Origin of the sequence: Pseudomonas sp. AAC, assembly GCF_000725445.1 — a bacterium.
Classification (GTDB): Bacteria; Pseudomonadota; Gammaproteobacteria; order Pseudomonadales; family Pseudomonadaceae; genus Pseudomonas; species Pseudomonas citronellolis.
In genome coordinates this window covers 156010-175065 of sequence record NZ_KL647099.1, presented here as the reverse complement: position 1 = coordinate 175065, position 19056 = coordinate 156010, and the positions used below count along the sequence as shown (strand labels likewise).

The following is a 19056-nucleotide window of genomic DNA, read 5'->3' as shown; positions in this document are numbered from 1 at the left end:
CCATTAACCTGGATGCTTTTCCAGTCCCCCACCCCGCCTACCCTCGGCAAATGGCCATCGGCTTACTACTCACGCACTCGTAGCCAAACCAGTACACGACCTTCGGATACCAAATATCGTCTTAGCAGGGCGTCCTACAGAGAGGCCAGGCAAACCAGGGAGCGCAACATCCTACCTTTCGCACCCCTTGTAGGAGCGCGCCCTGCGCGCGAATCGCGGACGGAGTCCGCTCCTACAGCTCACCGTGAGGCGTGGCGTTCCGGCCCCCGCCGAGCACCAAAGAAAAAGCCCCGCCTAGCAGGCTGTGTGAAAACCTCCGGATCGGTCCAGCTGGTTAAAAAACAACCTGGATTTCGCGTTTCTACGCGGATTCTGGGTTGGCTGAATAGCCAAGCCTTTTCAGATTTCACGTAGGAACGCACTCTTCGAAGAGCCGCTCGGGTTTTCACACAGCCTGCTAGGCGGGGCTTTTCACAACGCTGTCGCGATCAGATCGCGCCGCGCTGGCGCAGCAGGTCGAGGACCGCTTTCACGCCCTCTTCCACCGACTGGTGGTGGGTGTCGATCACCAGGTCGGCATCCAGCGGCACGTCGTAGGGGAAGGACTCGCCGGGGATGTTGTCCTGGCCGGCCGCGTACAGGCCCTGCGGGTCGCGCTCGCGGCAGACCTGCGGCGATGCCTGGACGTAGACGGTGATCAGGCGCTCGTCGCCGATCAGCGCCTTGGCCCGCTCGCGGCCTTCGGCGCTGGGGGCGACGAAGGCGCACAGGCTGATCAGCCCCGCTTCGTTGAACTGCCTGGCGACGTGGGCGGTGCGCAGCCAGTTCTCGGTGCGCCCGGCGCGGTCCTGCGGCAGTCCCTTGTTCAGGTCATGGCGCAGGTTCTGGCCGTCCAGCACGTAGACCGCGCGGCCCATGTCGAACAGCTTGCGCTCCAGGGCGTAGGCCAGGGTGCTCTTGCCGGCGCCGGAGAGGCCGCTGAACAGCACCGTGGCCGGCTGCTGGCCGAAGCGCGCAGAGCGCTCCTCGCGGCTCACGTGGGCGCCCTGGCCGTGGTGGCTGGCATGGCTCTGGCCGGCCTGCGGCGCGGCGATGATCATGCCGGCGCCGACGGTGCCGTTGGTCAGCCGGTCGATGACGATGAAGGCGCCGGTGGTGCGGTTCTGCGCATAGCCGTCGAGGGCGATGGGCGCATCCAGGCTGACCTTCACGCGGGCGATCTCGTTGAGCTTGAGTTCGCTGGCGGCGGTCTCTTCCAGGGTGTTCACGTCCACCTTGTGGGCGATGCTCGGGATCGAGCCCGGCACGTAGCTGGTGGCGCGCTTGATGTCGTATTTCTTGCCCGGGAGCATGGGCTCCTCGGCCATCCACACGAGCATGGCGTCGAAGCCGTCGGTGACCAGCGGGCGGTTGTCGGCGTGGACCAGCATGTCGCCGCGGGAGACGTCGATCTCGTCTTCCAGGGTCAGGGTGATGGCCTGGCCGGGGCCGGCGTGTTCCAGCTCGCCCTCGAAGGTGACGATGGACTTGACCTTGCTGCCCTTGCCCGACGGCAGCGCCACGACCTCGTCGCCCTTGCGCACGATGCCGCTGGCCAGGGTGCCGGCGAAGCCGCGGAAGTTCAGGTTCGGGCGGTTGACGTACTGCACCGGGAAGCGCATGTCGTCCAGGTTGCGATCGCCGGCGATCTCGACGCTCTCGAGGATTTCCATCAGCGACTGGCCGGTGTACCAGGGCGAACGCTCGGACTTGTTGACCACGTTGTCGCCCTTGAGCGCCGACATGGGGACGAAGTGCAGCGAGCTGGTCTTCAGGTTGATCTTCTCGGCGAACTGCAGGTAGTCGGCCTTGATCTGCTCGAAGACGCCCTGGTCGAAGTCCTTCAGGTCCATCTTGTTGATGGCCACGACTATGTGCTTGATGCCCAGCAAGGATGCGATGAAGCTGTGCCGGCGGGTCTGCGTCTGCACGCCGTAGCGGGCGTCGATCAGGATGATGGCCAGGTCGCAGGTGGAGGCGCCGGTGGCCATGTTGCGGGTGTACTGCTCATGGCCGGGGGTGTCGGCGATGATGAACTTGCGCCTGGCGGTGCTGAAGTAGCGGTACGCCACGTCGATGGTGATGCCCTGCTCGCGCTCGGCCTGCAGGCCGTCGACCAGCAGCGCCAGGTCGACTTCGTCACCGGTGGTGCCGACCTTCTTGGAATCCTTGGTGATAGCTTCCAGATGGTCTTCGTAGATCATCTTGGAGTCGTGCAGCAGGCGCCCGATCAGGGTGCTCTTGCCGTCGTCGACGTTGCCGCAGGTGAGGAAGCGCAGCAGTTCCTTGCGCTCGTGCTGGGCCAGGTAGGCGAGGATGTCCTCGCTGATCAGATCGGATTGGTGACTCATTGCATTCTCCGAGCTGGAAGCTTGAAGCTGGAAGCTTGAAGCCAACAGCGCATCGCAGTATCAGTCTTGGCGTATCACGCGAATCAGACTGGACAGCATGGCGGCGATTTCCCGGGTTTCCTGAATACTGGTCTGCGCAAAATCCCTCGGCACAAAACCAACATCCAGTCCGATGTACAGTTGCGTTCGTAGCTCCGCACAGGAGCCTTTCGCGATCAGCAGGAACCTGACCTTCTCCCGAGCCCCGTCCCGGCTCATGCCCTCGGCAATATTGCTCGGAATCGAAAGCCCAGCTCGAGTGATCTGGTCCCTGAACCCCAGGTCTCTCAGGCTACCCAGTTCTCGATAAAGATTTGCCGAGAGCCGGGCCGCCCGCTTCCACACATCCAGTTTTTCGAAATCCATGCAGCCATCCCTGCCGCTCTTGCTTCAAGCTTCCCGCTTTCAGCTTCAAGCTTAGAAATACCCCTGCCGCTTCTTCTCTTCCATGGAACCTGCCTGGTCGTGGTCGATGACCCGGCCCTGGCGTTCGGAAGTGCGCGTCAGCAGCATTTCCTGGATGATTTCCGGCAGCGTGGTGGCGGTGGATTCCACCGCGCCGGTCAGCGGGTAGCAGCCCAGGGTGCGGAAGCGCACCATCTTCTTCTGGATGCTGGCCTTCTGCTCGTCGCTGAGGTGCTCGAGGATGCGCTCGTCGTCGATCATGATCAGCGCGCCGTTCATCTCGATGACTTCGCGCTCGGCGGCGAAGTACAGCGGGACGATCGGGATCTGTTCCAGGTAGATGTATTGCCAGATGTCCAGCTCGGTCCAGTTGGACAGCGGGAAGACGCGGATCGACTCGCCCTTCTTCACCTTGCCGTTGTAGACGTTCCACAGCTCCGGGCGCTGGTTCTTCGGGTCCCAGCGGTGCTTGCTGTCGCGGAAGGAGTAGACGCGCTCCTTGGCGCGGGACTTCTCCTCGTCGCGGCGGGCGCCACCGAAGGCGGCGTCGAAGCCGTACTTGTCGAGCGCCTGCTTGAGGCCCTCGGTCTTCATGATGTCGGTGTGCTTGGCGCTGCCGTGGGTGAAGGGGTTGATGTCCTGGGCCACGCCATCGGGGTTGATGTGGGTGATCAGGTCCAGGCCCATCTCCTCGACCATCTTGTCGCGGAAGCGGTACATCTCCTGGAATTTCCAGCGGGTGTCGACGTGCATCACCGGGAACGGCAGCTTGCCGGGGAAGAAGGCCTTGCGCGCGAGATGCAGCATCACCGCGCTGTCCTTGCCGATCGAGTACAGCATCACCGGGTTGTCGAACTCGGCGGCCACCTCGCGGATGATGTGGATGCTTTCCGCCTCCAGCTGTTTCAGATGCGTCAGTTTGTCGACCATGGCTACTCACGGAATTGCTTATGGACGGCCTTCGGGCCGTAGACGAGGGCGCACTCTACCACAACGTCAGACTCTAACCGGGCGGCCACTTATACCGAAAGAATATACCCATATAGCCACTTGTCAGACCGCGCCAGCGCCCAGGAGACTAAGGCCCCGGGCTTGGCCGGGCGGATGGGGCGCGCCGCTGGAAACGAGATATCCACAGACGCCCGCCTCTCCGACGAACTGCCCTTCACCCGCAAAGCCGCCACCCGCTCCGAGCCCGGAAACAGATTCAGGAGGAAGCGCATCCCGCCCTCCGCTAGAGTAGGCCCCGGTAAGCGCCCCCATCTGCGCTACCCTATTCCTCATTCCCCACGCCCCAGCAGATTTCCCATGCGCCGTATCGCTCCGCTCCTGCCTCTGTTCCTTCTCATCGCCGCCTGCAGCAGCAAGCCCACCGCGCCGACGCCGGCAGCCGCCCCGCAGAAAAGCGCCACCACCGGCACGACGCGCCTATACACCCCGGCGAACCCGGTGCAGCCGATCCGCCCGCTGACCGGCGACTTCGCCAACAACCCCAACGCCCAGCGCTTCGTCGACCGGATGGTCAGCCTGCACGGCTTCGATCGCCAGCAGTTGCAGGACGTGCTGGGCCGCACCCAGCGCCTGGACTGGGTGATCCGCCTGATGGACCGCCAGGCGCCGACCTACCAGGCGCCTAGCGGGCCGAACGGCGCCTGGCTGCGCTACCGCAAGAAGTTCATCACCCCGGACAACGTCCAGAACGGCGTGGCCTTCTGGAACCAGTACGAAGACGCCCTCGAACGCGCCTCGAAGATCTACGGCGTGCCGCCGGAGATCATCGTCGGCATCATCGGCGTGGAAACCCGCTGGGGCCGGGTGATGGGCAAGACGCGGATCATGGATGCCCTGGCCACCCTGGCCTTCGACTACCCGCGGCGCGCCGACTTCTTCACCGGCGAGCTGGAGCAGTTCCTCCTGCTGGCGCGCAAGGAGCGCGACGACCCGCTGGCCCTGCGCGGCTCCTACGCCGGCGCCATGGGCTACGGCCAGTTCATGCCGACCTCGTTCGCCCGCTACGCGGTGGACTTCGATGGCGACGGCCACGTCGACCTGTGGGACCCGCAGGACGCCATCGGCAGCGTCGCCAACTATTTCCAGCAGCACGGCTGGGTCACCCACGACAGCATCGCCGTGCCGGCCAGCGGCCAGGCGCGCGGGCTCGAGGATGGCTTCAAGACGCAGTATCCGCTCCAGACGCTGAGCGCCGCCGGGCTGCGCCCGCAGGCGCCGCTGGGCAAGCACCAGAGCGCCAGCCTGCTGCGCCTGGACATGGGCCGCAACTACCAGTACTGGTACGGCCTGCCGAACTTCTACGTGATCACCCGCTACAACCACAGCACCCACTACGCGATGGCGGTCTGGCAGCTCGGCGCGGCCGTGGACCAGGCCCGGCGCCGCTACGCCTCGACGCCGTGAGCGCCCGCGGCGCTCAGGCGGGGTTCGGGCAGTCGATGAAGCGGTGCTCGATGCCGAAGCGCTCGGCCAGGTAGCGGCCCAGCGCCTGCACGCCGTAGCGCTCGGTGGCGTGGTGGCCGGCGGCGATGAAGGTGATGCCGTTCTCGCGGGCGCTGTGCACCGTCTGCTCGGAGACCTCGCCGGTGAGGTAGGCGTCCACGCCCGCCGCAATGGCCTGGTCGATGTAGCCCTGGGCGCCGCCGGTGCACCAGGCGATGCGCCGGATCGGCCGCTCGCCTTCCACCAGTAGCGGCTCGCGGCCCAGCACCCGGGCCACGTGGGCGGCGAAATCGGCCGGCGCCACGGGTGCCGCGGGCGCGCCCAGCAGCACGATGGAACGCGGGTTGCCCGGCTCCAGCGGGCCTTCGATGTCCAGGCCGAGCTGCTGGCCCAGCTGCACGTTGTTGCCCACCTGCGGGTGCAGGTCCAGCGGCAGGTGGTAGGCGATCAGGCTGATGTCGTGGGCCAGCAGGGTCTTCAGGCGGCGCTGCTTCATGCCCACCACGCAAGGGTTCTCGCCCTTCCAGAAGTAGCCATGGTGGACCAGCACCGCATCGGCCTGCGCGGCCACCGCCGCGTCCAGCAGCGCCTGGCTGGCGGTCACGCCGCTGACGATGCGCCGCACCTGCGGCCGGCCCTGCACCTGCAGGCCATTGGGGCAGTAGTCCTGGATGCGCGCGGCGTCCAGGTAGCGGTCGGCCTCTTCGACCAGCTCGGTCAGATCGATCGCCATCGAATTTCCTCCAGGCATTAGGGGAGACGGCTATTTTCTTGCCACGCCGCCCGTATAATGGCGGCCACCCTAGCGGCCTTCCCCAGGCCGAGCAACCCCCAAGGATCGTCCTCCGATGCTGAAGGCCCTGCGTTTTCTCGGCTGGCCCGCGCTTGTCGGCGTCTTGCTGGCGCTGCTGATCATCCAGCGTAACCCCGAATGGGTCGGCCTGCCCGAACAGGAAGTCCACCTGCAGCAGGCGCCCCTGCTCAGCCGCCTGCAGCAGGGCCCCGGAACCTATGCCGACGCTGTGACCCGCGCCGCGCCGGCGGTGGCCAACCTGTACACCACCAAGATGGTCAGCCGGCCGGGCAACTCGATGCTCGACGACCCGCTGTTCCGCCGCTTCTTCGGCGACAACCTGCCGCAGCAGAAGCGCATGGAGTCGAGCCTGGGCTCGGCGGTGATCATGAGCCCCGAGGGCTACCTGCTGACCAACAACCACGTCACCGCCGGCGCCGACCAGATAGTCGTGGCCCTGCGCGACGGCCGCGAAACCACGGCGCGCCTGGTCGGCAGCGACCCGGAAACCGACCTCGCGGTACTCAAGATCGACCTCAAGGACCTGCCGGTGATGACCCTCGGCCGCTCCGACGGCATCCGCACCGGCGACGTCTGCCTGGCCATCGGCAACCCCTTCGGCGTGGGCCAGACGGTGACCATGGGCATCATCAGCGCCACCGGCCGCAACCAGTTGGGGCTGAACACCTACGAGGACTTCATCCAGACCGACGCGGCGATCAACCCGGGCAACTCCGGCGGCGCCCTGGTCGACGCCAGCGGCAACCTGGTGGGCATCAACACCGCCATCTTCTCCAAGTCCGGCGGCTCCCAGGGCATCGGCTTCGCCATCCCGATCAAGCTGGCGCTGGAGGTGATGAAGTCGATCGTCGAGCACGGCTCGGTGATCCGCGGCTGGCTGGGCGTCGAGGTGCAGCCGCTGACGCCGGAGCTGGCCGAGTCCTTCGGCCTGCAGGACCAGGGCGGGGTGGTGGTCGCCGGTGTCTACCGCGACGGCCCGGCCGCCCAGTCCGGCATGCAGCCGGGCGACATCATCCTCGACATCGACGGCAAGAAGGCCGCCGACGGCCGCACCGCGATGAACCAGGTGGCGCGCACCAAGCCGGGCGAGAAGATCAGCATCCAGGTGCTGCGCAACGGCAAGCACGTCACCCTGGAGGCGGAAGTGGGCCTGCGCCCGCCGCCCACTCCGCCGGTGCAGCAGCCGCAGCAGCAGTAACGAAGAACGGCGCCCGAGGGCGCCGTTGCTTTTTCCGCCGGTCGCGTTTCAGAGCCGCGTGCGCAGGGCGTCCAGCAGCGCCTGGTTCTGCTCCTCGGTGCCGATGCTGATGCGCAGGAACTGGGCGATGCGCGCCTGCTTGAAGTGGCGGACGATCACACCCTGCTCGCGCAGGCCGGCGGCCAGTTCGGCGGCGTCGTGCTGCGGGTGGCGGGCGAAGATGAAGTTGGCCGCCGACGGCAGCACCTCGAAGCCCATGCCACTCAGTTCGCCGACCAGCTTCTCGCGGCTGTCGATCACCGCCTGGCAGGTGCGCTGGAAGTACTCGCGGTCCTCGAAGGCGGCGATGGCGCCGGCCTGGGCCACGCGGTCCAGCGGGTAGGAGTTGAAGCTGTTCTTGACCCGCTCCAGGGCCTCGATCAGGTCCTCGTGGCCGACCGCCAGGCCGACGCGCAGCCCGGCCAGGGAACGCGATTTGGACAGCGTCTGCGCCACCAGCAGGTTCGGGTAGCGCTCCACCAGGCCGATGGCCGTCTCGCCGCCGAAATCGACGTAGGCCTCGTCCACCAGCACCACGCTGTCCGGGTTGGCCAGCAGCAGGCGCTCGATGGCGTCCAGCGGCAGCAGGCAGCCGGTCGGCGCGTTGGGGTTGGGGAAGATGATCCCGGCGTTGGGGCGGGCGTAGTCCTCGACGCGGATCTGGAACTGCTCGTCCAGCGCCAGCGCCTCGAAGGGAATGCCGTAGAGGCCGCAGTACACCGGGTAGAAGCTGTAGGTCACGTCGGGGAACAGCAGCGGCCGGCCGTCGTGCTGGAACAGCGCGTGGAAGGCGTGGGCCAGCACCTCGTCGGAGCCGTTGCCGACGAACACCTGGCCCGGGCGTACGCCGTAGTAGTCGGCGATGGTCTGCTTCAGGCGCTCGGCGTTGGGGTCCGGGTACAGGCGCAGGGCGTCGCCCAGCTCGGCCTGCATGGCGGCCAGCGCCTTGGGCGACGGGCCGTAGGGGTTCTCGTTGGTGTTCAGCTTGACCAGCCTGGCCAGCTTGGGTTGCTCACCCGGCACGTAGGGCACCAGGTCCTTGACGAAGGGGCTCCAGAACTTGCTCATCGCCCTCTCTCCTTTAAAGAATCGCTGAAGACTGGAGGGCTGGAGGCTGAACGAAAAAGCGAAACCCACTTCGTCCAGCCTCAAGCCTCCAGCGGCTTTTATCGGTTTTTATCGGCTTTTCAGCCCTTGATCCGGTATTCGGCGCTTCGGGCGTGGGCGGTCAGCGACTCGCCGCGAGCCAGGACCGAAGCGGTCTTGCCGAGCACCGAGGCGCCGTCGGCCGAGCAGAAGATGATCGACGAGCGCTTCTGGAAGTCATACACGCCCAGCGGCGAGGAGAAGCGCGCGGTGCCGGAGGTGGGCAGCACGTGGTTCGGGCCTGCGCAGTAGTCGCCCAGGGCCTCGGCGGTGTAGCGGCCCATGAAGATGGCGCCGGCGTGGCGGATGTTCGGCAGCCAGCTTTCCGGGTCGGCCACCGACAATTCCAGGTGCTCCGGGGCGATGCGGTTGGCCACCTGGCAGGCCTGGGCCTGGTCGGCGACCTGGATCAGCGCGCCGCGGTTGCCCAGCGAGGTGCGGATGATCTCGGCGCGCTCCATGGTCGGCAGCAGCTTCTCGATGCTGGCGGCGACCTTGTCGAGGAAGGCCGCGTCCGGGCTGACCAGGATCGACTGGGCGTCCTCGTCGTGCTCGGCCTGGGAGAACAGGTCCATGGCGATCCAGTCCGGGTCGGTGCCGCCGTCGCAGACCACGAGGATTTCCGAGGGGCCGGCGATCATGTCGATGCCCACCTGGCCGAACACGTGGCGCTTGGCGGTGGCCACGTAGATGTTGCCCGGGCCGACGATCTTGTCCACCTGGGGCACGCTCTCGGTGCCGTAGGCCAGCGCGGCCACCGCCTGGGCGCCGCCGATGGTGAAGACGCGGTCGACGCCGGCGATGCAGGCGGCGGCGAGGACGATCTCGTTGATTTCGCCACGCGGGGTCGGCACCACCATGACCACTTCGGCGACGCCGGCGACCTTGGCGGGAATCGCATTCATCAGCACCGACGAGGGATAGGAAGCCTTGCCGCCGGGCACGTACAGGCCGGCGCGGTCCAGCGGGGTGACCTGCTGGCCGAGCACGGTGCCGTCGGCCTCGGTGTAGCGCCAGGAGTCCTGCTTCTGCTTCTCGTGGTAGCTGCGTACGCGCTCGGCGGCGGTTTCCAGCGCCTCGCGCTGGGCCGGGGTGATGCGCGTCAGGGCCAGTTCCAGGCGCTCGCGCGGCAGGATCAGGTCGGCCATGCTGGCGACCGCGAGGCCGTCGAAGCGCTGGGTAAGCTCGACCAGGGCGGCGTCGCCACGGCTGCGCACGTCGGCGATGATGTCCAGCACGCGCTGGTTCACGGCGTCGTCGGACACGCTTTCCCAGGACAGCAGATGGTCCAGATGACGCGCGAAGTCCGGATCGGCGGCGTTGAGTCGACGGATGGCGAAGGGTGCGGTCATAGCTGGCCTCTTAAAATTGGCGTGATCTCGGGCGCCGCTAGACTAGCAAGCCCACCGTGCGGGCACCCGAGAAAATTTGGCTATGACACGGATAGGCGGGCGCGGCGGGAAGGCCGCGCAGGGAATTACGCCCGGTGTCGAGACTCCACCGCTTCACGCAGAGTGTCGATCAGGGCCTGGATGCGCGCGTGCTGCATCTTCATCGAGGCCTTGTTGACGATCAGCCGCGAGCTGATGTGGGCGATCAGCTCCTGGGGTTCCAGGCCGTTGGCGCGCAGGGTGTTGCCGGTGTCGACCACGTCGATGATCTTGTCGGCCAGGCCGACCAGCGGCGCCAGCTCCATGGAGCCGTACAGCTTGATCACCTCGACCTGGCGGCCCTGTTCGGCGTAGTAGCGCTTGGCCACGTTGACGAACTTGGTGGCCACCCGCAGGCGCCCCTTGGGCTCGGCCGCGCCGACCGCGCCGGCGGTCATCAGCTTGCAGTTGGCGATCTTCAGGTCCAGCGGCTCGTAAAGCCCCTGGCCGCCGTATTCGAGCAGCACGTCCTTGCCGGCCACGCCGAGGTCGGCGGCGCCGTGCTCGACGTAGGTCGGCACGTCAGTGGCGCGGACGATCAGCAGGCGCACGTCGTCGAGGCTGGTGGGGATGATCAGCTTGCGGCTCTTGTCCGGGTTCTCGGTCGGCACAATGCCTGCCGCTGCGAGCAGCGGCAGGGTGTCATCGAGGATCCGGCCCTTGGACAGGGCGATGGTCAGCATGTCTGGTCAACCCTAGCCCGGTACGCGGCGGATCTTGGCGCCGAGCAGTTGCAGCTTCTCTTCGATGCACTCGTAGCCACGGTCGATGTGGTAGATGCGGTCGATCAGGGTGTCGCCCTCGGCCACCAGGCCAGCGATCACCAGGCTGGCGGAAGCGCGCAGGTCGGTGGCCATGACCGGGGCGCCCTTGAGCTGCGGCACGCCGGTGACGATGGCGGTGTTGCCCTCGACGAGGATCTGCGCGCCCATGCGGTTCATCTCGTAGACATGCATGAAGCGGTTCTCGAACACGGTCTCGATCACCGCGCCGGTGCCTTCGGCCACGGCGTTCAGCGAAATGAACTGGGCCTGCATGTCGGTGGGGAACGCCGGGTACGGCGCGGTGCGGATGTTCACCGCCTTCGGCCGGTTGCCCTTCATGTCCAGCTCGATCCAGTCGTTGCCGGTGTTGATGTGCGCACCGGCCTCTTCCAGCTTCAGCAGCACCGCCTCGAGGATGGTCGGGTCGGTGTCCTTGAGCTTGACGCGGCCACCGGTGGCCGCGGCGGCGACCAGGTAGGTGCCGGTCTCGATGCGGTCGGGCAGCACGTTGTACTTGGCGCCGCCCAGGCGCTTCACGCCGTCGATGACGATGGTGTCGGTGCCGGCGCCCTGGATCTGCGCGCCCATGGCGATCAGGCAGTTGGCCAAGTCGACTACTTCCGGCTCGCGGGCGGCATTTTCCAGCACGGTGCGGCCGTTGGCCAGGGCCGCGGCCATCATGATGTTCTCGGTACCGGTCACGGACACGGTGTCGAAGAAGAAGTGCGCGCCACGCAGGCCGCCGGCCGGGGCCTTGGCCTTGATGTAGCCGCCCTCGACGGTGATCTGCGCGCCCATGGCCTCGAGGCCGCGGATGTGCAGGTCGACCGGACGCGAGCCGATGGCGCAGCCGCCGGGCAGGGCCACCTCGGCCTCGCCGAAGCGCGCGACCATGGGGCCGAGCACCAGGATCGAGGCGCGCATGGTCTTCACCAATTCATAGGGCGCGACCAGGGTCCTGATGCTGTTGGCGTCGACTTCGACGTTGAGCTTCTCGTTGATCACCGGCTGCACGCCCATGCGACCGAACAGCTCGATCATGGTGGTGATGTCGTGCAGGTGCGGCAGGTTGCACACGGTGACCGGAGTATCCGCCAGCAGGGTGGCGGCAAGGATCGGCAGCGCGGAGTTCTTGGCGCCGGAGATGCGGATTTCGCCGTCGAGACGGGAACCGCCGGTAATGATCAGTTTGTCCATAGCAGGTATATCCCCGGCGGCTCAGGAACGCTCGGCCCAGGCGGCGCGGCTGAAGAATTTCATGGTCACGGCATGGATGGCGCCACTGGCGATCCATTCGTTAAGGTGCGCGTAGATCTGCTGCTGACGTTTCACCGGGCTCAGACCGGCCAGTTCGTCACTGATCAGGTTCAGCTGGAAGTTGCAGCCTTCGCCTTCCACTTCGACCTGGGTACCCGGGAGCTTGGCTTCCAGGATGTTCTTGACTTCAATCGCCTGCATGCTCGACCTCGATCGGCGCTCAACGCGCGCGGGCCGGCAATGATACAAAAAAGCCCCCCGCCTGCGAACCCCGCCAGGGGAAGTCGCGGACGGAGGGCCTTTCGAGCGCCCCGATCAGCCCTGCAGCGGCAGGATGCCGTCGAGGTCGCTGACCTTGGCGATGTCTTGCATGTCTTTCGGCAGGCCGCGGACCTGCAGGCTCTTGCCCGCCTGCTGCGCATCGCGCAGGAAGGCCAGCAGCAGCGACAGGCCGACGCTGCTGGACTTCTCCACCGCCGAACAATCCACCACCAGTTGCTGGGCGCCGCTCGCGGCGATCAGGGCCTTGCCCTGCTCGCGCAGCTGCGTGCCGCTGCGGTAGTCGAGCACCCCGGCCAGGCGCAGCTCGCCGGCCGCGCCCTCGCTGATGCTGGCGGCGCTGGTCATTGCGCGCCACCCTCGTCCGGGTTGCCCTTGGCGGCATCCTTGGCATGGGCGACCACCTGGTCCCAACCGGCGATGGTCTTCTCCAGGTCGTTGCCGTTCTTCTGCATGGAGTCGGCGAACTGGTCGCGGAACAGCTTGCCGATGTTGATGCCGTTGATGATCACGTTGCGCAGGCGCCAGGTCCCCGACTGGTTGACCATGGTGTACTGCACCGGATAGACGGTGCCCTTGCTGTCACGGATCTCCATGTTCACGCTGGAGCGCTCCGGGTCCTGCTTGCCGGTGGACGGCAGCACGCGGATGTCCTGGTTGTCGTACTCGAGCAGGGCGTTGCCGTAGAACTGCATCAGGCTGTTCTTGAACACCGTCTCGAAGCGCTTGATCTGCTCCGGGGAGGCCTGGCGCGAATACTTGACGGTCATCACACCCCTGGCGATGCCCTCGGAGTCCACCACCGGGCCGAGGATGCGGTCCAGGGCGGCGTAGAGCTGCTTGGGATCGGCGCGGTAGGCCGGCTTGTTGGCCTTGAGGTCGGACAGCAGGTTGTCGACGGTCTGCTGCACCACCTGCTGCGCATTGGGCGCGGCGCTGGCGATCAGCGGCAGTGCTGCGAGCAGGACCAGCAGGCCGCGGCGCAGGAGAGTCAGCATGGCGTTCATCCTCATCATCGTCATTGCTTCTTGGGCTCTTCTTTGTTGACCGAGTTCAACAGGAACTTGCCGATCAGGTCCTCCAGCACCAGCGCGGACTGGGTGTCGTGGATGACGCCGCCGTCCGTGAGCATCTTGTCGTCGCCGCCGACGCTGATGCCGATGTATTTTTCGCCCAGCAGGCCTGCGGTGAGGATAGACGCGGTGGAGTCGTCCGGCAGGTTATTGACGCTCTTGTTGATTTCCATGGTCACCCGGCCACGGTAGCTGTCGTGGTCCAGGTCCACGGCGACCACCTTGCCGATGGTCACGCCGGCCATGGTCACCTTGCCGCGCACGGTCACGCCGGCGACGTTGTCGAAGTAGGCATACAACTGGTAGGTGTCGGTGGAATGCCCGATGGTCAGGCCGCTGACACGCAGCGCCAGCAGCAGCAGGGCCAGCAGGCCGCCGAGAAGAAACAGGCCTACACCGATTTCCAGGGTGCGGGTTTGCATCAGAAGTCTCCAAACATCAAAGCGGTCAGTATGAAGTCCAGCCCCAGTACCGCCAGGGAGGCATAGACCACGGTTCGAGTCGTTGCGCGGCTGATCCCTTCGGAGGTCGGCTCGCAGTCATAGCCCTGGAACACGGCGATCCAGGTCACCACGAAGGCGAACACCACGCTCTTGATCACGCCATTGAGCACATCCTCGCCGAATTGCACGCTGTTCTGCATGTTCGACCAGAAGGAACCCTCGTATACGCCCAGCCAGTCGACGGCGACGGCGGCGCCGCCCCAGATGCCGACCACGCTGAAGATCGCCGCCAGCAGCGGCATCGAAATGAAGCCGGCCCACAGGCGCGGCGCGATCACGTAGCGCAGCGGGTCGACGCCGATCATCTCCAGGCTGGAGAGCTGCTCGGTGGATTTCATGTTGCCGATCTCGGCGGTCAGCGCGGAACCGGCGCGGCCGGCGAACAGCAGGCCGGTCACCACCGGGCCCAGTTCGCGCAGCAGGGTCAGGGCCACCATCTGCCCCACCGCCTGCTCCGAACCATAGTCCTTGAGGATGTTGTAGCCCTGCAGGGCCAGCACCATGCCGATGAAGACGCCCGAAACCACGATGATCGCCAGCGACAGCACGCCCACCGAGTACAGCTGCTTGACCAGCAGCTGGCCCATGCCGCCGGGCACCCGACGGCCGAGCATGGCGTGGCCGAGGAACAGCGTGGAACGGCCGAGCGCCTCGAGCACGTCGAGGCCCGACCGCCCGAGCAGGCGAATCCGCTCGAGCAGTGAAGTCTTGCGCATCAGCGTTCCCCCAGCAGGTCGGCGCGATAGTCGCGCGCGGGATAGTGGAAGGGCACCGGACCGTCCGGAATCCCCTTCATGAACTGGCGCACGCGCGGATCGTCGAGCTCCTTGAGCTCCGCCGGCGTGCCCTGCCCCAGCACCTTGCCGTCGCCGACGATATAGATGTAGTCGGCGATGCTGGCGGTTTCCGCCAGGTCGTGGGAGACCACGATGCTGGTGATGCCCAGGGCATCGTTGAGCAGGCGGATCAGCCGCACCAGCACGCCCATGGCGATCGGGTCCTGGCCGACGAAGGGTTCGTCGTACATGAGGATCTGCGGGTCCAGGGCGATCGCCCGGGCCAGCGCCACGCGGCGCTTCATGCCGCCGGACAGCTCGTCCGGCATCAGCTCCAGCGCCCCGCGCAGGCCCACGGCCTGCAGCTTCATCAGGACGATGTCGCGGATCATCTCCTCGGGCAGGTCGGTGTGCACCCGCAGCGGGAAGGCGACGTTCTCGAACACGTCCAGGTCGGTGAACAGCGCGCCGCTCTGGAACAGCACGCCGAACTGCTTGCGCAGGTCGAACAGGTCGGCGCGGGCCAGCTTCGGCAGGTTCTGCCCGTTGACCAGGACGTCGCCCTTGACCGGGCGCAGCTGTGCGGCGATCAGGCGCAGCAAGGTGGTCTTGCCGCAACCCGACGGCCCCATGATGCCGGTGACCTTGCCGCGCGGAATACGGATATCCACGTTGTCGAAGATGGCGCGGGTACCGCGCTTGAAGGTGACCCCCTTCAGCTCGACAGCGTATTTTTCATCGGTGCTCATAGAACTCCTTGCATGACGGCCCTGTCCCTGCAATGCCCCGTCGAACCGTCGGAACACGGTAACGCAAGACAGGCCGAACGGCGGCGAACTATAGCATTGGCGCGCGCGGCGGCCCAAGGCCCGCCGCCGGCGATTCAGCTCGGATTCAGCTTTCCCTGTGCAAGATCCGGTATCGGCAGGGTGAAGCCCGGGCCGCTTTACCGTTATAATCTCGCCCTTCACTTCGCCCCACGCGATCGGAACATGAGCCAGAATCACGATTTCATCCAGTCGGCACAACGCACCATCGGCCTCGAGCGCGATGCGGTGGATGCCCTGCTGCCACGCATCGGGGCCGATTTCTCCAGGGCCTGCGAACTGCTGCTCGGCTGCACCGGCCGCGTGGTGGTGGTCGGCATGGGCAAGTCCGGGCACATCGCCCGCAAGATCGCCGCCACCCTGGCCAGCACCGGCACCCCGGCGTTCTTCGTGCACCCGGCCGAGGCCAGCCACGGCGACATGGGCATGATCACCAGGGACGACGTGGTCCTGGCGCTGTCCAACTCCGGCTCCACCGCCGAGATCATCACCCTGCTGCCGCTGATCGCCCGCCTGGGCATCACCCTGGTGAGCATGACCGGCAACCCCGAGTCGCCGCTGGCCAAGGCCGCCGCGGTGAACCTGGACGCCAGCGTCGAACACGAGGCCTGCTCGCTGAACCTGGCGCCGACCTCCTCCACCACCGTCTCCCTGGTGCTCGGCGACGCCCTCGCCGTGGCCCTGCTGGAAGCCCGCGGCTTCACCGCCGAGGACTTCGCCTTCTCCCATCCGGGCGGCGCCCTGGGCCGGAGATTGTTGCTGAAAGTGGAAAACATCATGCACGTGGGTGAAGAACTGCCGCAGGTCTCCCCCGGCACTTCGCTCAGCGGCGCCCTGCTGGAAATGACCCGCAAGGGCCTGGGCATGACCATCGTCCTCGGCGAAGACGGCCGCCTGGCCGGCGTGTTCACCGACGGCGACCTGCGCCGCACCCTGGACAAGGGCGTGGATGTGCGCACGGCCACCATCGACCAGGTGATGACCGTGCACGGCAAGACCGTGCGCCCGGACATGCTCGCCGCCGAAGCCCTGAAGATCATGGACGACCACAAGATCAACGTCCTGGTGGTGGTCGACGGCGACGACCACCCGGTCGGCGTCCTGCACGTCCACGACCTGACCCGCGCCGGAGTCATCTGAATGACCGCAGACCTGCTGCAACGCGCCAGTGGCGTGCGCCTGGCGGTGTTCGACGTGGACGGCGTGCTGACCGACGGCAAGCTCTACTTCCTGCCCGACGGCGGCGAGTTCAAGACCTTCAACACTCTCGACGGCCACGGCATCAAGATGCTCATCGCCTCGGGCGTGCGCACCGCCATCATCAGCGGCCGCAAGAGCGCCGTGGTCGAGCGCCGCGCGCAGAACCTGGGCATCGAGCACCTGTTCCAGGGCCGCGAGGACAAGCTGGCGGTCCTCGACCAACTGCTCGCCGAACTCGGGCTAGGCTATGAACAGGTCGCCTACCTGGGCGACGACCTGCCCGACCTTCCGGTCATCCGCCGGGTCGGCCTGGGCATGGCGGTGGCCAGCGCCGACGCCTTCGTTCGCCAGCACGCCCACGGCGTGACCCAGGCGCGCGGCGGCGAAGGCGCGGCCCGTGAATTCTGCGAACTCATCCTGCGCGCCCAGGGCAACCTCGAGGCGGCGCAAAGCGCCTACCTGTAGAGCCAGACATGCCGAAGACCCTTCGCCAGAAGCTTCTCCTCGCCCTGATCGCGGTCCTGCTGGTCGCACTGGGCTACTACTGGAACGTGCGCCTGGACTTCAACGAGCGCCAGGTCGCGCCGAGCAACGACGCCATCGATTTCTACGCGGCCAATGCCCACAGCCTGCAGTACCGCGAGGACGGCAGCCTGGCCTACGAGATGACCGCCGATCGCCTGGAGCACATGAAAGCCACCGACGTCACCAACGTCACCACGCCGGACCTGTTCTTCTTCCGCGAGGGCGAGCCGCAGCCGTGGCACGTGCAGAGCGTGCGCGCCGAGGTGGGTCCGGAAGGCAAGCAGGTCGAACTGATCGACAACGTCCGGGTCCAGCGCACCGACGCGCAGAACCGCACCCTGCTGCTCACCACCACGCGCATGACGGTGTTCCCGGACAAGGATTATGCCGAGACCAGTCAACCCGTTAAGATCACCGAGCCCCAAGGGGTGACCACGGCGGTAGGCATGAAAGCGTATCTGAAAGACAGCCGGATGACCCTGCTGTCCAACGTAAGAGGTCAGCATGAGGTTCGTTAAAACCTTCCCCCTTTTCCTCGGCCTCGTCGCCGCCCTGGGCAGCAGCGCTGGCTGGGCGCTGCCGACGGATCGCGAGCAGCCGATCCGCGTGCAGGCCGACAGCGCCGAACTGGACGACAAGCAGGGCGTCGCCGTGTACCGCGGCGACGTGGTGGTGACCCAGGGCAGCATGAAGCTGACCGGCAACACCGTCACCCTCAAGCAGAACAAGGACGGCGAGATCGAGGTGGTCACCTCGGTCGGCAAGCCCGCCTATTTCGAGCAGAAGCCGGCGCCGGACAAGGAAATCACCAAGGCCTACGGCCTGACCATCCAGTACTTCGTCACCCAGAACCGGGTGATCCTGATCGACCAGGCCAAGGTGATCCAGGAAGGCAACACCTTCGAAGGCGAGAAGGTCGTCTACGACACCGAACGGCAGATCGTCAACGCCGGCCGCGCCACCGGTACCCAGGTGACCACCCCGCGCCCGCGCATCGACATGGTCATCCAGCCCAAGAAGAAGCAGGATCAAGCCCAGTAATGGCCACGCTCACCGCACAGCACCTCGCCAAGAGCTACAAGGGTCGCCAGGTCGTCCGCGATGTCAGCATGAGCATCGACAGCGGGCAGATCGTCGGCCTGCTCGGCCCCAACGGCGCCGGCAAGACCACCTGCTTCTACATGATCGTCGGCCTGGTCCGCGCCGACCAGGGCGTGGTCCGCATCGACGAGCAGGACGTCACCAACCTGCCCATGCACGGCCGCGCCCGCGCCGGCATCGGCTACCTGCCGCAGGAAGCCTCGATCTTCCGCAAGCTGTCGGTGGCGGACAACATCGGCGCCATCCTCGAGACCCGCGCCGACCTCGACCGCAACGGCCGCAAGGAGGCCCTGGAAGGCCTGCTGGAGGAGTTCCACATCCACCATATCCGCGACAACCTCGGCATGAGCCTGTCCGGCGGCGAGCGCCGCCGCGTGGAGATCGCCCGCGCCCTGGCCAGCTCGCCGAAGTTCATCCTCCTCGACGAACCCTTCGCCGGCGTCGACCCGATCTCGGTGGGCGACATCAAGCAGATCATCCACCACCTCAAGGCCAAGGGCATCGGCGTGCTCATCACCGACCACAACGTGCGCGAGACCCTGGACATCTGCGAGACGGCCTACATCGTCAACGACGGCCAGTTGATCGCCGAGGGCGATTCCGCGGCCATTCTGGCCAACGAACTGGTCAAGGAAGTCTACCTGGGCCACGAGTTCCGCCTCTGAAGTCCTGCCCCGGCCGTCGCGCCGGGGCGCAACCTCATGTCGCGCCGACGGACAGGCAGCGAATTATGCGCAAACGCCCCTAGGCAAAGTCTGAGAATTCAGGCATATAATTTGCTTCCTAGCGGCGTCCGGGAATTTGGGTCCAGGCGCCCGTAGTCGTGGATTGGGTGC

At 66.3% G+C, this 19056-nt stretch carries 21 protein-coding genes; 7 read left to right on the top strand and 14 right to left on the bottom strand.

The genetic code is table 11. From position 1 onward, the window contains the following. Window positions 1-488 precede the first annotated feature (488 nt). The 3 genes from cysN to cysD are packed head-to-tail and all read right to left on the bottom strand — an operon-like array spanning window position 489 to window position 3764. Entirely contained in the window at window positions 489-2390 is a 1902-nt protein-coding gene (gene cysN, locus FG99_RS22110) for a sulfate adenylyltransferase subunit CysN (RefSeq protein ID WP_043272359.1), read from the bottom strand. Window positions 2391-2450: 60 nt separating this feature from the next. Continuing rightward, a complete protein-coding gene (locus FG99_RS22105; RefSeq protein ID WP_043272358.1) occupies window positions 2451-2795 on the bottom strand; it encodes a four helix bundle protein in 345 nt (114 codons plus the stop codon). A 51-nt stretch (window positions 2796-2846) separates the two neighbouring features. Next, window positions 2847-3764 (bottom strand): sulfate adenylyltransferase subunit CysD, encoded by a 918-nt coding sequence (gene cysD, locus FG99_RS22100; protein WP_043272357.1) that lies wholly within the window; start codon window positions 3762-3764, stop codon window positions 2847-2849. A 378-nt stretch (window positions 3765-4142) separates the two neighbouring features. Between cysD and mltB the strand changes: the two genes are divergently transcribed. Further along, on the top strand, window positions 4143-5249 hold the full coding sequence (gene mltB, locus FG99_RS22090; protein ID WP_043272355.1) for a lytic murein transglycosylase B: 1107 nt from the start codon (window positions 4143-4145) through the stop codon (window positions 5247-5249). Window positions 5250-5262: 13 nt separating this feature from the next. Here mltB and FG99_RS22085 read toward each other — a convergent pair whose 3' ends face one another. Further along, window positions 5263-6021: a Nif3-like dinuclear metal center hexameric protein gene (locus FG99_RS22085; protein WP_043272354.1), complete on the bottom strand. Its 759-nt coding sequence runs from the start codon at window positions 6019-6021 to the stop codon at window positions 5263-5265. Window positions 6022-6136: 115 nt separating this feature from the next. Between FG99_RS22085 and algW the strand changes: the two genes are divergently transcribed. Next, window positions 6137-7300 (top strand): Do family serine endopeptidase AlgW, encoded by a 1164-nt coding sequence (algW, locus tag FG99_RS22080; RefSeq protein ID WP_009617842.1) that lies wholly within the window; start codon window positions 6137-6139, stop codon window positions 7298-7300. Window positions 7301-7348: 48 nt separating this feature from the next. Here the strand turns inward: algW and hisC are convergent, their stop codons facing one another. The 10 genes from hisC to FG99_RS22030 all read right to left on the bottom strand — a co-directional run bounded on the left by hisC (window position 7349) and on the right by FG99_RS22030 (window position 15316). Next, window positions 7349-8407: a histidinol-phosphate transaminase gene (gene hisC, locus FG99_RS22075; RefSeq protein ID WP_009617840.1), complete on the bottom strand. Its 1059-nt coding sequence runs from the start codon at window positions 8405-8407 to the stop codon at window positions 7349-7351. Window positions 8408-8526: 119 nt separating this feature from the next. Beyond that, window positions 8527-9837 carry a histidinol dehydrogenase gene (hisD, locus tag FG99_RS22070; RefSeq protein ID WP_009617836.1) on the bottom strand — a complete coding sequence of 437 codons (1311 nt, stop codon included), beginning with the start codon at window positions 9835-9837 and terminating at the stop codon, window positions 8527-8529. A gap of 125 nt (window positions 9838-9962) precedes the next feature. Then, entirely contained in the window at window positions 9963-10598 is a 636-nt protein-coding gene (gene hisG / locus FG99_RS22065) for an ATP phosphoribosyltransferase (protein WP_009617828.1), read from the bottom strand. Window positions 10599-10610: 12 nt separating this feature from the next. Beyond that, on the bottom strand, window positions 10611-11876 hold the full coding sequence (murA, locus tag FG99_RS22060) for a UDP-N-acetylglucosamine 1-carboxyvinyltransferase (protein ID WP_009617826.1): 1266 nt from the start codon (window positions 11874-11876) through the stop codon (window positions 10611-10613). 21 nt (window positions 11877-11897) lie between these two features. Next, window positions 11898-12137 carry a BolA family protein gene (locus FG99_RS22055; protein WP_009617824.1) on the bottom strand — a complete coding sequence of 80 codons (240 nt, stop codon included), beginning with the start codon at window positions 12135-12137 and terminating at the stop codon, window positions 11898-11900. A gap of 114 nt (window positions 12138-12251) precedes the next feature. Further along, window positions 12252-12563: an STAS domain-containing protein gene (locus FG99_RS22050; RefSeq protein WP_009617822.1), complete on the bottom strand. Its 312-nt coding sequence runs from the start codon at window positions 12561-12563 to the stop codon at window positions 12252-12254. Continuing rightward, a complete protein-coding gene (locus FG99_RS22045) occupies window positions 12560-13213 on the bottom strand; it encodes an MlaC/ttg2D family ABC transporter substrate-binding protein (RefSeq protein WP_043272555.1) in 654 nt (217 codons plus the stop codon). The genes FG99_RS22050 and FG99_RS22045 overlap by 4 nt, the downstream gene beginning before the upstream one ends. Window positions 13214-13233: 20 nt before the next feature. Then, the gene (gene mlaD / locus FG99_RS22040) at window positions 13234-13710 is read right to left on the bottom strand and encodes an outer membrane lipid asymmetry maintenance protein MlaD (RefSeq protein ID WP_043272353.1); all 477 of its coding nucleotides are present in this window, start codon (window positions 13708-13710) and stop codon (window positions 13234-13236) included. Next, complete coding sequence (mlaE, locus tag FG99_RS22035; protein ID WP_009617815.1) at window positions 13710-14507, bottom strand: lipid asymmetry maintenance ABC transporter permease subunit MlaE; 798 nt, start codon at window positions 14505-14507, stop codon at window positions 13710-13712. Before mlaE ends, mlaD begins: the two co-directional genes overlap by 1 nt. Then, on the bottom strand, window positions 14507-15316 hold the full coding sequence (locus tag FG99_RS22030; RefSeq protein WP_043272352.1) for an ATP-binding cassette domain-containing protein: 810 nt from the start codon (window positions 15314-15316) through the stop codon (window positions 14507-14509). The genes mlaE and FG99_RS22030 overlap by 1 nt, the downstream gene beginning before the upstream one ends. Window positions 15317-15559: 243 nt before the next feature. On the opposite strand from FG99_RS22030, the gene FG99_RS22025 reads away from it, so the two are divergent. From FG99_RS22025 to lptB, 5 genes are read left to right on the top strand one after another with little or no spacing between them, the layout of a single operon-like run. Beyond that, on the top strand, window positions 15560-16534 hold the full coding sequence (locus FG99_RS22025) for a KpsF/GutQ family sugar-phosphate isomerase (RefSeq protein ID WP_009617811.1): 975 nt from the start codon (window positions 15560-15562) through the stop codon (window positions 16532-16534). After that, on the top strand, window positions 16535-17059 hold the full coding sequence (locus FG99_RS22020) for a KdsC family phosphatase (RefSeq protein WP_009617809.1): 525 nt from the start codon (window positions 16535-16537) through the stop codon (window positions 17057-17059). An 8-nt stretch (window positions 17060-17067) separates the two neighbouring features. Continuing rightward, window positions 17068-17637, top strand: coding sequence for an LPS export ABC transporter periplasmic protein LptC (gene lptC / locus FG99_RS22015; RefSeq protein WP_009617808.1), 570 nt, complete (start codon window positions 17068-17070; stop codon window positions 17635-17637). Then, window positions 17624-18160 carry a lipopolysaccharide transport periplasmic protein LptA gene (gene lptA, locus FG99_RS22010; RefSeq protein WP_009617806.1) on the top strand — a complete coding sequence of 179 codons (537 nt, stop codon included), beginning with the start codon at window positions 17624-17626 and terminating at the stop codon, window positions 18158-18160. Before lptC ends, lptA begins: the two co-directional genes overlap by 14 nt. Next, the gene (gene lptB / locus FG99_RS22005; RefSeq protein WP_009617805.1) at window positions 18160-18885 is read left to right on the top strand and encodes an LPS export ABC transporter ATP-binding protein; all 726 of its coding nucleotides are present in this window, start codon (window positions 18160-18162) and stop codon (window positions 18883-18885) included. The genes lptA and lptB overlap by 1 nt, the downstream gene beginning before the upstream one ends. Window positions 18886-19056 lie beyond the last annotated feature (171 nt).